This is a genomic window from Aristophania sp. ESL1100 (genome assembly GCF_058511235.1).
The window spans coordinates 1856613-1870198 of record NZ_CP196394.1; the positions used below are offsets into that span (position 1 = coordinate 1856613).

The 13586-nt window shown below is 49.8% G+C and carries 10 protein-coding genes; 4 read left to right on the forward strand and 6 right to left on the reverse strand.

Annotation, left to right across the window (positions count from 1 at the left end; translation table 11 throughout):
* Positions 1 to 2: 2 nt before the first annotated feature.
* On the reverse strand, positions 3 to 695 hold the full coding sequence (locus ACSYSY_RS08540; RefSeq protein ID WP_491707139.1) for a transglycosylase SLT domain-containing protein: 693 nt from the start codon (positions 693 to 695) through the stop codon (positions 3 to 5).
* Positions 676 to 1194, reverse strand: a complete 519-nt coding sequence (gene ssb, locus ACSYSY_RS08545) for a single-stranded DNA-binding protein (RefSeq protein WP_491707140.1) — start codon at positions 1192 to 1194, stop codon at positions 676 to 678. The genes ACSYSY_RS08540 and ssb overlap by 20 nt, the downstream gene beginning before the upstream one ends.
* Before the next feature lie 99 nt (positions 1195 to 1293).
* On the opposite strand from ssb, the gene uvrA reads away from it, so the two are divergent.
* The 4 genes from uvrA (at position 1294) to ACSYSY_RS08565 (ending at position 7421) form a co-directional block, all read left to right on the forward strand.
* Positions 1294 to 4284 (forward strand): excinuclease ABC subunit UvrA, encoded by a 2991-nt coding sequence (gene uvrA, locus ACSYSY_RS08550; protein WP_491708262.1) that lies wholly within the window; start codon positions 1294 to 1296, stop codon positions 4282 to 4284.
* Positions 4285 to 4302: 18 nt separating this feature from the next.
* Positions 4303 to 4632 carry a DMT family transporter gene (locus tag ACSYSY_RS08555; protein WP_491707141.1) on the forward strand — a complete coding sequence of 110 codons (330 nt, stop codon included), beginning with the start codon at positions 4303 to 4305 and terminating at the stop codon, positions 4630 to 4632.
* On the forward strand, positions 4633 to 5121 hold the full coding sequence (locus ACSYSY_RS08560) for a DUF2946 family protein (protein ID WP_491707142.1): 489 nt from the start codon (positions 4633 to 4635) through the stop codon (positions 5119 to 5121).
* A gap of 167 nt (positions 5122 to 5288) precedes the next feature.
* Positions 5289 to 7421, forward strand: a complete 2133-nt coding sequence (locus tag ACSYSY_RS08565) for a TonB-dependent receptor (protein ID WP_491708263.1) — start codon at positions 5289 to 5291, stop codon at positions 7419 to 7421.
* A gap of 20 nt (positions 7422 to 7441) precedes the next feature.
* On the opposite strand, the gene trhO is transcribed toward ACSYSY_RS08565, so the two are convergent.
* The 4 genes from trhO to ACSYSY_RS08585 form a co-directional block, all read right to left on the reverse strand.
* Positions 7442 to 8374 carry an oxygen-dependent tRNA uridine(34) hydroxylase TrhO gene (gene trhO / locus ACSYSY_RS08570; RefSeq protein WP_491707143.1) on the reverse strand — a complete coding sequence of 311 codons (933 nt, stop codon included), beginning with the start codon at positions 8372 to 8374 and terminating at the stop codon, positions 7442 to 7444.
* A 49-nt stretch (positions 8375 to 8423) separates the two neighbouring features.
* Positions 8424 to 10868 carry a putative bifunctional diguanylate cyclase/phosphodiesterase gene (locus ACSYSY_RS08575; RefSeq protein WP_491707144.1) on the reverse strand — a complete coding sequence of 815 codons (2445 nt, stop codon included), beginning with the start codon at positions 10866 to 10868 and terminating at the stop codon, positions 8424 to 8426.
* Between the two features lie 101 nt (positions 10869 to 10969).
* Positions 10970 to 12382, reverse strand: coding sequence for an autotransporter strand-loop-strand O-heptosyltransferase (locus ACSYSY_RS08580; protein ID WP_491707145.1), 1413 nt, complete (start codon positions 12380 to 12382; stop codon positions 10970 to 10972).
* Positions 12379 to 13539, reverse strand: a complete 1161-nt coding sequence (locus tag ACSYSY_RS08585) for an autotransporter strand-loop-strand O-heptosyltransferase (protein WP_491707146.1) — start codon at positions 13537 to 13539, stop codon at positions 12379 to 12381. Before ACSYSY_RS08585 ends, ACSYSY_RS08580 begins: the two co-directional genes overlap by 4 nt.
* Positions 13540 to 13586: the final 47 nt, after the last annotated feature.

Here is a 13586-nt window from a genome sequence, read left to right on the forward strand (position 1 = left end):
GTTCAGAACCAGTCAAAGAAATCTTCCCAGAAGCCGCCTTTCAGGCTTTCCTTGCAACTGAGATATTGTTTCTGATAGGTGGCTGCCCGATGGCCTACTTTATGGGCCGTCTGGACCAGCCACCCCTTGGAAGCATAACTGCGCTTCTGGTATCCGCCCCATCCTTCGTGATAGGCCAGATACTGGTTCGTTGCATTGGTAACCGGAACACCATCTTTCTTTCTGGTGGTCGTAATGTACCAATTCATAAAATCCAGTGCGTCAGAAAAATCCGTCCGGTCACCTGAGCGCCCGGTATTTCTTTCATAATCGCGCCAGACTTCATCCTTGGCCTGAGCATATCCAAAAGCCGTTGACTGATAGCCCCAGGGAATAATCCATAAGAAATAACGGCGCTTCGTATGGACACTGCTCCGAAAGCTCGATTCCTGATACATCATGGCAACAGGCACAGCAGCGGGCACATTCCATTTTTTCTGCTGCCGCATCGCTGTATGATACCAACCGCGTTTTTCACGGTAGATGTCACATAAATTGCCAGGATGCGATGGCGGCGATGAGGCACACGCCGCCAGAGACCCCAATAACACGCTCAGAATGATAACCCGCCCCACCAGTGTCCTGAGAGCCGGGCCCGTCTTTATAGTGTCAGACATTGAGGCCACGACCCATAAATCAGAACGGAATTTCATCATCAAGGTCATCAGACCCGGAAGGCATATCCCACCCTGAAGATGATTGCTGCGGTTTCGCAGCCCCCGCACTGCTGGAAGAGCGACTACCGAAAGATGAGGAAGGACCGTCATTATAGCCGTTACCTCCCATATCATCGCCCCCGGAACGCCCACTATCGAGCAACACCAGATCCCCACGGAAGCGATCAATCGTTACTTCCGTCGTATAACGCTCCATCCCCTGCTGATCGGTCCATTTACGGGTGCGCAATTCACCTTCAACATAGACCTTGCGGCCTTTACGGAGAAAACGCTCAGCAACATCACCCAGACGTTCATTGAAAATGACAACACGGTGCCATTCCGTCCGTTCACGGCGTTCACCACTGGCCTTGTCATTCCATGTATCACTGGTTGCCAAAGTCAGATTGACAATTTTGCCGCCTGATTGTGTGTTGCGCACTTCAGGGTCCCGCCCGAGGTTACCCACCAGAATCACCTTGTTTACACTTCCCGCCATCGTACCCACTTTCATATTGACCAGAACTTATTACATTAGGAACACTGTAACGCGCTCCAGCCTTACGATCTACACCCAATCTGCGTCATAAGAGGATATATCTCAGTGAAGACAACGCCTCCTGCCCCCTCATCACAGGCCACCACCAACGGAGTCATTTCCGTGAGGGGGGCTCGCACGCACAATCTCAAGAATATTGATGTACAAATTCCGCGTGATACGCTGACGGTCATCACGGGCCTGTCAGGGTCGGGAAAGTCTTCTCTCGCTTTTGATACAATCTACGCAGAAGGACAAAGACGTTACGTCGAATCCCTCTCCGCCTATGCCCGGCAATTTCTTGAATTAATGGGAAAACCTGACGTCGATTCAATAGAAGGGCTCTCTCCTGCCATCTCCATTGAGCAGAAAACAACGTCTAAAAACCCTCGCTCGACTGTCGGCACAATTACAGAAATCCATGATTATATGCGCCTTTTATGGGCGCGAGTCGGGATTCCCTATTCCCCGGCAACGGGCCTGCCCATTGAATCGCAAAGTGTCAGCCAGATGGTCGATCGGGTCATGGCACTTCCTGAAAATACCAGAATCATGTTGTTAGCCCCCGTCGTCAGAGACCGGAAAGGTGATTGCACCAAGGAGCTGGCAGATCTCTCTCGCCGGGGCTTTACACGTGCCCGGATAGATGGGGCGCTCTATGAGCTTTCCGAAGTCCCCAAATTGAACCGTAAAACCCGCCATAATGTCGATGCTGTTATAGACCGCCTTATCGTAAAAGAGGGCATTGAAACGCGTCTTGCCGATAGTTTCGAGACAGCACTGGAACTCTCTGACGGCATTGCCTCCATTGAGGAAATCCCCCGTGCCGGAGACGAAAAAGAGCCTGTCTCCCTCTCTTTTTCCTCCCGCTTTTCCTGTCCTGTTTCGGGCTTCAGTCTTGAATCCATTGAGCCCCGGCTCTTTTCCTTTAATGCCCCTATGGGGGCCTGCCCGCATTGTGATGGCCTGGGGACGGAAACGCATTTTGACCCGGCTCTTATCATCCCTGATGAAACCCTTTCCCTCAAGGACGGGGCGATCGCTCCATGGCGGGACGAAAAAGACCCGCTTTTTGAGCAGACATTGGCCGCTCTTGCCCGCCATATGGGGGAATCCCTCACAACACCCTGGCAGAAATTGCGGCCTGAAACACGCAATTTCCTGCTCAATGGCAGCCCTGATGTTGTTCTCATCCCCTATCAGGATGAAAGAGGCCGGGTACACACCATCAAACGTCCCTTTGAGGGCTTGATTGCCCATATGCAACGCAGGCTGGCACAGGCCAATAGTGTCTATGTGCGCGAAGCCCTTGGGCGCTATCAGTCAGACATGCCGTGCCCGGCCTGTCATGGTGCCCGTTTGCGACCGGAGGCTTTGTGCGTCAAGGTTGGAGAGCTGGATATCGCTCAGGCTTCTGAAATGACGATCAGTGCGGCTCTTGACTGGTTCAAGACGGTTGAAGGCACCCTCACACCGCAACGCGCTGAAATTGCGCGGAGAATTTTGCGCGAAATCACTGAAAGACTGCATTTCCTTGATCGTGTCGGTCTGGATTACCTGACGCTTGCCCGGGGATCGGCAACCCTTTCAGGGGGGGAAAGCCAGCGTATCCGCCTTGCCTCGCAGATCGGCTCCGGCCTTACAGGGGTTCTTTACGTCCTGGATGAACCTTCTATCGGGCTGCATCAGCGGGATAATGCCCGGCTTCTGGCCATGTTGGAGCGCCTGCGGAATCTGGGCAACACGGTCATTGTCGTTGAACATGATGAAGATGCCGTCCGTCAGGCGGATTATCTGGTTGATATGGGGCCTGGAGCCGGCACAAAAGGTGGCCACGTCATTGCCTATGGCACACCACAGGAAGTTGCCGAGAACCCTGACAGCATTACAGGCGCCTGGCTTGCGGGACGAAGAGGGATTGACGTCCCTGCCCACAGAAGAAAAAGCAAGCGCTGGGTTACCCTGCATGGAGCCAAAGGCCATAACCTCAAAAATGTCACTGCCCGTTTCCCGCTTGGCACTTTTATCAGCGTAACAGGCGTGTCCGGCAGTGGGAAATCCACTTTGGTTATCGACACATTCTATAAGGCCATGGCCCGGCAGATCATGAAATCAGGCGTTGTGCCCCTTGCCTATAGCCGGATTGAAGGCGCCGAACAGATTGATAAGATCATCGAGATTGATCAATCCCCTATTGGCCGGACCCCACGCTCCAACCCCGCCACCTATACAGACCTTTTCACACCAATCCGTGACTGGTTTGCAGAGCTTCCCGAAGCCAAGGCGCGTGGTTACAAACCGGGCCGTTTCTCTTTCAACGTCAAAGGGGGGCGGTGTGAAGCCTGTCAGGGTGATGGCGTCATAAAAATTGAAATGCACTTTTTGCCAGACGTCTTCGTCACATGCGACAGCTGCAAAGGAGCCCGCTATAACCGCGAAACCCTGGAGGTCAAATTCCGGGGAAAATCCATTGCTGACATTCTGGCTATGACGGTTGATGAAGCGGTCCCCTTCTTTCAGGCTGTCCCTAAAATTGCTGAAAGACTGGCTATTCTGCAACGGGTGGGTCTGGGTTACGTTGCGCTGGGTCAACAGGCGACGACTCTTTCAGGGGGTGAAGCCCAGCGAGTCAAACTCGCCAAGGAACTGGGCCGACGCGCCACAGGGCGCACCCTTTATATCCTTGATGAACCAACAACCGGCCTTCATACTGAAGACGTAAGAAAATTGCTGGAAGTCCTGCATGCCCTGGTTGAGCAGGGCAACACAGTGCTTATTATCGAGCATAATCTTGATCTTATTAAAACAGCAGACTGGATTATCGATATCGGTCCTGAAGGGGGCGCTGGTGGGGGCCAGATTGTCTGTGAAGGAACGCCGGAAGAAGTCGCCGCCTGCCAGGACAGTTATACAGGCCATTTTCTTGCCCCCATGTTAAAAGGCAGGAAAACAGACAAGCCTGCTTCTTCGGTCTCTTCAGGCAAGCGTAAAACAAACCTTGCCAAATCCTCTAAATCTTCGGTAAAGGGGAAATCAGAGAAGAAGACATAACATTTCTGTGATGGACACATGACGGCCTGGTTCTATCTTTTCGCCGCCATTTTAATGGAAGTGGGCGCAACATATCTGCTTAATCTGAGCGATGGATTCAGGCGCCTTGTTCCGACGGGTGGCTCACTAGGTCTTTATTTCATCGCCTTTTTCTGCCTGTCTCGTGCGCTGCGTGATATCCCTCTTGGGATTGCCTATGCTGTGTGGTGCGGGTTTGGCATTGTCTGCATTGTTGCCATAGGAGTCGTCATTTTCCGGCAACAGCTCTCTTTAACGGCCTATCTGGGGATCGCCTTTATTATTATCGGCACGGTTCTCACCAGTCTGGCTGGGGCGATCCGTCACTAAATGATGTGCGTTCCGCCTCTTTCCGCTCTGTTGCCGGAACGCCTCTCACACGGAAAAAGGCCCAGGCCTCTCCTGCTTTTACTTCTTGTCACCTTTCTGGCGCAGATTCTTCTGCAGACGGTCTCTCTTCCCGAAGAGGCACCTTGTAGCACTATTGAGCGATTAACCGGGATTGATATCTCCACGCCCTTTATTGATACCTCTATTCATGACCCCATGATGTCCCATATGGGACATGCTTCATCGATAAAAGACAAAAGAACCTTTATTCCCATCAACGGGCATCATCACCATCATCATGATAACGATCTCTGCCCGCTCTGCTCCCTGCTGGAGCATGTCCTTCTCGCTCTCTCCGCTGGTATAGTAATACTCGAAGGCTGTCAGTTATTACGCATGAGATGGGCAAGACCTGCCCAACCCCGCGCGCCTCCCATCCGGGAAGCCTGGCAGTTTCCCCCTTCCCGGGCCCCTCCTATTTTCCTCTGAAATCACACATCCATACCCCTTTGACCTCTTTGCTGAGCGTTGAACGGGTCTTTTTTAACTGTGTTTCAGGACGATCATCCGTGTCTTTTTTGCCGCCTGTTTTTTCAAACGGGATTGGACGTCACAGAAAAGTTTCTGTCGGGCTCTTTCTTGTCAGTTCATCACTTTTGTCATTTTCCCCTTTTGCCAGAGCTGCCGGGACGATAATTGCCGGTACAACTTCCACTACACCTTCAACCACCAATAAAGCTCAGCCCAAGGAGGACACCATCACGGTTACCCGCCAGCGGGAGCATTTTTCTCAGGCTGCGGATACAACGGCCCTTTTTCGGGATGTTCCCGGCTTTAGTTCCTATTCTGCCGGGGGGCTCTCTTCTCTGCCTGTGCTGAATGGCATGGCTGATGACAGGCTTGCCACCTTCGTTGACGGTATACGAACCGGAGCTGACTGCCCCAACCATATGAATCCTGCTTTTTCGCAAATTGATATGGATAGTGTTGCGTCTAGCCAGGCTGTCTCCAGCATCAGTTCAGTCAATATTGGTGGCGATAGTATTGGAGGCTCTATTTCAGTCGAACGGAAAGACCCCCAATTTGCCAAAAAAGGCAAAATCCTCATCACCGGGCAAGGGCGTGCTGACTGGCGCAGTAATGGTGGTGGCTCTGGCGCGGGAGGGTCTGTTACAGTGGCGAACGACACGCTGAGTTTACGTTATACAGCGTCTTACAGCCATGCGAGTGATTATACAGCCGGGGGGCGTGGTGGTCATGTCGGGTCCACCAGTTACCTGAATTACAACCATGCTGTCACAGCTGGTTTCCGACATGAGAACCATATGTTTGCCCTGACGTTCGGGCAACAGGATATGCCCTATCAGGGCTTTCCGAACCAATATATGGACGAAACCAATAACCGCATGACCTTCGTCAATGGGAAATATCTCGGCAGTTTCGATTGGGGGAAGCTCGATGTTCGGGCCTTCTGGAAACGGATCGATCATGCCATGAACATGATGTCTGACAAGGGCGGCCATTCTGACACAACGGGAATGCCCATGAATATTGCGTCACGCAATGTGGGTTACTCCATAAAGGCAACAATTCCCCTGACGCGGAAGCAGATTTTGCAGGTTGGAAGTGAATTCCAGCATAATGGTCTTAATGACTGGTGGCCCCCTATACAGGGCAGCATGATGATGGGGCCCGGGACCTACCATAATCTCAATAATGCTCACCGTGACCATCTGGGTCATTTTATCCAGCTCAATTCCCACTGGACGTCACGTTTCTCAACTGAAATCGGTATGAGAAGTGACCTGGTGATGATGAATACAGGGCGCGTTTCCTCCTATAATGACGGAGGTTCGATGGGCATGATGAATATGATGAGCATGAATATGGGGGGAATGGGAGCCTCGGACGCTCAGGCCGCCAAAGCCTTTAACGCTGCCAAACGTGGCCGCACCGATGCCAATTTTGATGCCACAATCATCCTACGTTACAAGGCCACAAACTATTTTGACATTGAAGGCGGTTATGCCCGCAAAACCCGTTCGCCCAATCTTTATGAGCGTTACGCCTGGGGGCAAAGTTCTATGGCGTCCCGCATGATCGGGTGGTTTGGTGATGGTAATGGCTATGTGGGTAACCTCCATCTAAAACCTGAAATTGCGGATAATGTCAGTGTCACCTTCCATTTTCATGACCCTGACGACCAGCGTTGGGACCTCAAGGTGCAACCTTATTTCAGCCATATCCATAATTACGTGAATGTTGAAAAAATCGCCCATCTGTCAAATGGCTTTAATCAGCTCCGTTTCGTTAATCATAAAGCACAGAGCTACGGCATTAATGCCAATGGCCGCCTGCAGCTCTGGAGTAATGGGCGTTTTGGCACAGCGCATCTTATGGCCAGTCTGAACTGGGTGCGTGGTCAGGATAAAACCTCCCATACAGGCCTTTACCAACAAATGCCGCTTAACGGGATTATTGGCATTCATGAAAGCTTCGGCCACTGGACAGGGCGGGCTGAGCTCACACTTGTCAAAGCCAAAAGCAGTGTCGATTCCATTCGCAGCGAAGCCCGCACACCGGGTTATGCTCTTTTAGGCCTTGGGGTCGGCTATAAATGGCGGATGATGCGGCTTGATATCGGGTTGGAAAATCTGCTCAACCAGCGTTATTTCCTCCCTCTAGGAGGGCGCATGGTCACAGACAAAAACCATGCTGCCGGCACACTCCCACCGCCTGTTCTGGCCATGGGGCGATCAGTGAATCTGACCTTAAGGGGACGCTTTTAAGCGCCCCCTCACTTATATTCTCAATTTCCCAGGTGAACTGTCCCGCGCTTGCGGGCCAGCTCTGCCTGATGCTGGCGCTCACGGTAACGATGGCGCTGCGCTTCTGTCCGCTTCCCGTAACAATGCGGGCAGCTCACACCTTCCTCATATTCAGGAGATGCCTTATCTTCTTCGCTGATCGGGCTCCGGCAGGCATGACATAATTCATAATCACCCGGCACGAGACCATGACCAACTGAAACGCGCTGATCAAAAACGAAACATTCCCCGTCCCAGAGACTCTCCTCTTTCGGAATGAGTTCGAGATATTTCAGGATGCCACCTTTGAGGTGATAGACCTCATCAACCCCTTCCATACGAGCAAAAGCCGTTGATTTTTCACAACGAATTCCCCCCGTGCAGAACATGGCAATCTTGGCTTTGCGCCCCTGGGATTCAATTTCATCGCGCTTCTGGCGGAACCAGTCCGGAAATTGACGGAATGTCTGGATGTCGGGATCGATCGCTCCCTTAAAGGTCCCAATCGCCACTTCGTAATCATTGCGTGTATCCATCAGAATCGTATCTGGATCACTGATCAGGGCGTTCCAGTCTTTCGGCTCGACATAACGCCCCACACATGCCAGCGGGTCAATATTCTCCTGACCCATTGTTACGATCTCACGTTTCAACCTGACTTTTGTGCGCAGGAAGGGCATGGTCGCTGCTCTCGATTCCTTATACTCAAGATCAGCACATCCGGGGAAAGTGCGAATGTGATCCAGGACGCGCTCAATCCCCTCTTCGCTTCCTGCAATTGTGCCATTAATCCCTTCCCTGGCGAGAAGGAGAATCCCTTTAACACCCTCTTTTTTACATAAATCACGCAAAGGGCCACGCAGGGCCTCGGGATTTTCAAAAGGTGTAAAACGGTAAAGGGCAACAACACGAATAGGTAAAGACATTTCAGACATCAGACTCATTTCCCCCTGATTTGGAGTTTGTCTCTTCATATCAGGCTCTTTAAGCCCCAACAACCGTTCCAAGAACGGATGTGCCAGGTGCTGGAATGGGGGTCTCTGTTCCTCCTTTGGCAATCAGCTCCATAACGTTCTCAGGGAGCATCGGTTTTGCAAAATAGAATCCCTGAACCTCATTACAACCCAGAGAGACAATATAATCATACTGTTCCTGGCTTTCCACGCCTTCAATCGTCATGGAAATTCCCAGATCAATTGTCAGATTTACAACGCTTTTAACAATTGTGGCCGCTCTCTGGTCACGCAGCATGTCATGCACAAACAGGCGGTCCATTTTAATTTTTGAGAAAGGGAAAAAATAAAGATAACCCAGACATGAAAAGCCTTTTCCAAAATCATCCAGCGCAATGGCCATGCCCCGTTCTCTTAACTCATGCAGCTTTGCAAAAGTCACCGGGCTCTGTTTCATGAAAATTGTTTCGGTAATTTCAACCTGCAATCTGTAAGCAGGGAAACCTGTTTCTTCCAGGGTCTCCACCCACTCAGATACAAAATTGTCTCTCATAAGCTGACCGGGGGATACGTTAATGGACAAAATCAGATCATCCGGCCAGGAAAGGGCAAATGTCGCCGCTTTTTTAAGGACAAAGAGCCCAAGTTTCTGAATAAGGCCGGAATCTTCAGCCAGAGAAATAAGCTGCTCTGTCAGAATGCGGCCATAGAGGGCATGGCGCCAGCATAAAAGAGCCTCAAACCCTTTTAATTTCTGCGTCTGTGCATCATAAAAAGGCTGATATAAAAGAGATATATCCCCTTCATCGAGAGCCTTTGCCAGATCACGGAGAAGATTCAGCTTCCTCTGGGCAACCGTTTCAAGCTCTGGTGCAAAAAAGACAAAGCAATTCCCACCCCGCTTTTTACCTTCATAGAGGGCCAGATCGCTGGCGGCGAGAAGGTCATTAATCCCCTCACTCCCACCTTTGGAAAGGGCGATTCCAATCGTTACGCCAGGTGTCCAGTAAGCGCCCTCCTTCAGTTCAATCTGTTCTGACGTAATAATATTTATGAGATTCTGAACTTTCTCTGTGACATTTTTTTTATTTGTGCCTTTATCAACCAGCACAAATTCATCACCGCCAATACGATATAAAATATCATTCTCTTCGAGAGAGCGGCTGATTCTATTGACAACCTGCGTCAGAACATAATCACCAATATGATGGCCGTAATGGTCATTCACATATTTAAATCCGTCCAGGTCGATATTAAGAATGGCAAATTCTTCTTTCTTCTGTTCTGCCCTGACGAGATAAAATTCCATATCATCGAAAAATGCCGTCCGATTGGGCATATTCGTCAGTTCATCATGACGGGCCCTGAAAGACGCCTGTCGATGAATGTTATGGATATAGGTTACATCTGTCCCGACCCCACGGTACCCGATAAACTTCCGATCCCTGAACATGGGGCGCCCACTGAGCGACCAGTAATAGACTTCACTCTCTTTAGGAATCTTGACGACAAGATCACGAAAGAAAATGCGCTGTTCAAGACATTCCTTAAGCCGCTCAATCCCCTCTGCATGGTTCGTCTCATCTGAAACACTCACGGTCTGGACCATGATCTCTACAAACGGTTTGGTATATAAAACCGTCTCTTCCAACCCAAGAGCATGCACAAAAGAAGGGGAAACACCTGTGAGCACTCCCGCCGCATTGGTCTCCCACAGCCAGTCACTGGCAATATCGCTTGAATCGCCCAAGAGGAGCGTTAAAATTGCATTACGCTGTTCAAGGTAATAATGATTGATCAGATATCCAATAAGAAGTTCCCGGATGAGACCACAGCTCAGAATAATAAGGGCTGTGTAAACACCGAATATAATAGCGCCAATCAGATAGATTTCCTGATAATGAGACTGATACCAGGCAAACAGAATCACTAAAACGGTCCCTCCTCCCAAAATACTTGAGAACAGGACAGAGGCACCGGCAACCGGCAGAAACAGAACCGCACTGGCCATAAGTGCCATCACAAACACGCAACAGAGTATCTGGCCAAGTTGCGGTTCCGTCGGAAGAATAAAGGCTATGATGCTCAGCCAGAACCCGCCCAGGCACAGAGCAAAAATACGCAGGATGTAAATAGCGGGCGCCTGCCTTAAATGATGTTCCCTGACCAGGAAAAGATAAGCCCCGAGGCCAATAATCAGGACACCGATAAAGGCTGCAATCGTAACAAGAAGACTATCTGGAAGATTCCATATGGAAATAATCAGACAGAACGCCGCCATAAGCTGAAAAAAGACGAAAAACGGCGTTACCCGTCTCAGGATATGGACCTTGATGGCCCCAATAGCGGGATCCATCGGACTGATCTGATATAACTTCCTGAACAGGTCGACAAGAAAAGGGAAGAAACCGTGATATTGCGTTAAAATATCACCCAGATTTTCTATCTCTTTTGATCTGGTTTCATGAGAGTTCATTGCCTTATCTCTTTCATCATGACCCTATGTTGATCAATCAGTATAGAGATAAGGTTTATAAAATGTTAAAATATTTTATATGAAATCTGCTGGCAGGTCCTTCATGTCACCTTTGCCCTGGACGTGGTTTTCGCCCGTTTTTTTGGCACTGTTCCGGCCTTTTTCTTCTTAGGAGAGAGTTTTCTGTCCGCACACAGACGGTCGATCGTCTCTATCACGTAATCAGTGCTGATTCCCTTTGTGCATTCAAACTGACGGGGTGTCCCTTTATGGCGGGGGCAGAAAATATATTCACTATGCTGGAATGGCGTCCTGATATCATGCCAGCAGCTATTACAGACATGGGTTGAGAAAACACGATACGGATTATCAAATTCGTTCAACGGATGGGTAAACCCGCTGATCATGATCACCGGTGTACCAACAGCCCAGGCTAACCAGGATAAACCGGAAGAAAGCCCGATAAAGAAATCAGCATGTTTTATCCAGCGTGCCCGCTCACTCAGTGGACGGTTTCCCGTTTCGTCTTCCACCCCGAAAGGCAGTGTATTCCATGATAGTCCATGGGAAATGATGGCATCTTTATCAATACAGACAACCTTGTAGCCTTTTTGTTTCAAATACGAAACAACGTCATGCCATCCTGTCGGGTTATTCCAATATTTACAGGCAGAGGAAGCCTGAACGGCTATCACAACATAGGGCTCAGGAATTGGACGTTCATCCGCCTTTGCAATATCAACTCTGGGGCGTTCTTCAGTTGGGTCGACGCCCAATATATATCCCGCAGTCCGATGAAGCCCGACCATTCGGAAATCAGCCGGCTGCCAGCGGTTCTGCTCATCATGAAAAAACAGACCTATGTAATAGGTTGCGTAAAACTCATTTTTGAGATCGGCAAATTCATCATTGGTTACAATACGAACGTCAGGATAGGCAGGCTGCAACATTTCCTTGAAAGGCTGGGTCATGGTCACAGTCAGGTCGCATTTATGCTCTTTGGCAAATCGGACGGCATAAGGAAACCAGCCAAGCGTATCGCCTAATGTCGAGCCCGGCATAACGATAGCCACTTTTTTACCTGCCGCGTTATAATCATGGGACCAGAAGGGCTTTCCATCTTTCTCGATTTCGATACGCGCCTGCAGAAAATGCCGCTTCAGGGAGATAAGCTGGAGATTTTCTCCTTCTCTTTCATAAAGGATGCTGCTTGTCGCTGCATCGAGAAAGCGTATTTTCCAATTGCCTTCCGGCACAGAGACCCTGATACCGGCATTAAAGTCATAGCGAACCCCTTCGGGGCCTTCCTGCGTCATAATGGATGCAGGCTCCGGAAAAGGCGTCCCTTCCATAATTTTTACGGTAGGAGAGCCTTGTGTATCCTCTTTATCAGAAGACACACCGTCATCCTCGCCGCTTTTCTTTGAAGATAAAATGATCTTTTTATCAGCTGAATTGTTTCCATGCAGGTTCACAATGTCCTGAAGGATACGATCTGTTTCCGCTTCCGTCACGACTGAACTCCAAAACCGGGAATTGTTTTAATCACTGATTTTACATGCTGAACCGAAATAGCCCTGCTGCACTCAAACATTCTGTCCGTATCGGCGTGATAAGGGCAGAACAGACGATTATCGGTTTGCAATATCTGCGTTATATCATTTGCACAACTATTACAGACATGCCGGTTGATCACCCTGTAGGGTGTATAGAACTCATTATAGGGTTCTGTATAACCGCTGATCATAACAACAGGCGTCTTTACAGCCCAGGATAACCAGGCCAACCCTGAAGACAATCCCACAAAAAAATCCGCATATTTCAGCCAGCGTGCCCGTTCACTCAAAGGGCGATTCCCTGTCTGATCCTCAACCCCATGGGGGATGGAACGCCAGACATCGCCGATGCCCTCTATGCAGTTACGGTCAATACAGATAACGCGGTACCCATTTTCCTTGAGAAATCTGACAATAGAGAACCACCCTAGCGGGTTATGCCAGTATTTGCTCATTCCCGAGGCCTGGGTTCCTATACAGACGTAACGCTCTTTAAGTGGGCGCCCACCCTTGTCAATGACAACATCCGGGCGCCGTTCTTCTGCTGGCAGACCGAGGATATAGGCCCCCATCTGTGCCAGACCGACCTGCCGATAATCATTGGGCTGATAATTACGAGCCGTGTCGTTAAAGAACACCAGGACTTTATAATGAGCGTAATAAGTCCGGTCATCCTTACTGTCTGCCGCAATAAAACGAACATTTTTATAAACGCCATCCAGTAAAGGTAGAATATCTTTATTAACCTGACACGTAAGGTGGCATTTATGCTTTTTCTGAAAGGCAAGAGCATGACCCACCCAGGCCAGGTGATCCCCCAGACCTCCAAGATCCATGGAGATAAGAACCTCTTTATGCTTCAGGTCGAAACGATGCGTAAAAACCAGCTTCCCGTCTTTCCAGACTTTAAGCTCAAAAGGCACGTAATAACGTTTTGAGCTTTGCACGAAACTGGATGTATCCATTTCCTGATCAAAAAGCCGGCTGTCTGTCATCGTATCCCATAATTCGACACGCCATTTCGCACCGTCCGGCACCCATACCCGACATCCATCCAGAAAATCGAAACGGATTCCCTCAGGTCCTTCCTGTGTCAGCACACCCTCATTGCTCATAAAAAAACCAGCCTACCTGTTTCATTACGCATAAATCATTATCCCGG

Excerpts from the sequence above, each read along its gene's own strand:
- ACSYSY_RS08575 (WP_491707144.1), bottom strand. The coding sequence starts at position 10,868 with ATGAACTCTCATGAAACCAGATCAAAAGAGATAGAAAATCTGGGTGAT.
- ACSYSY_RS08585 (WP_491707146.1), bottom strand. The coding sequence starts at position 13,539 with ATGAGCAATGAGGGTGTGCTGACACAGGAAGGACCTGAGGGAATCCGT.
- trhO (WP_491707143.1), bottom strand. The coding sequence starts at position 8,374 with ATGTCTGAAATGTCTTTACCTATTCGTGTTGTTGCCCTTTACCGTTTT.
- ACSYSY_RS08555 (WP_491707141.1), top strand. The coding sequence starts at position 4,303 with ATGACGGCCTGGTTCTATCTTTTCGCCGCCATTTTAATGGAAGTGGGC.
- ssb (WP_491707140.1), bottom strand. The coding sequence starts at position 1,194 with ATGGCGGGAAGTGTAAACAAGGTGATTCTGGTGGGTAACCTCGGGCGG.
- ACSYSY_RS08560 (WP_491707142.1), top strand. The coding sequence starts at position 4,633 with ATGATGTGCGTTCCGCCTCTTTCCGCTCTGTTGCCGGAACGCCTCTCA.
- ACSYSY_RS08540 (WP_491707139.1), bottom strand. The coding sequence starts at position 695 with ATGATGAAATTCCGTTCTGATTTATGGGTCGTGGCCTCAATGTCTGAC.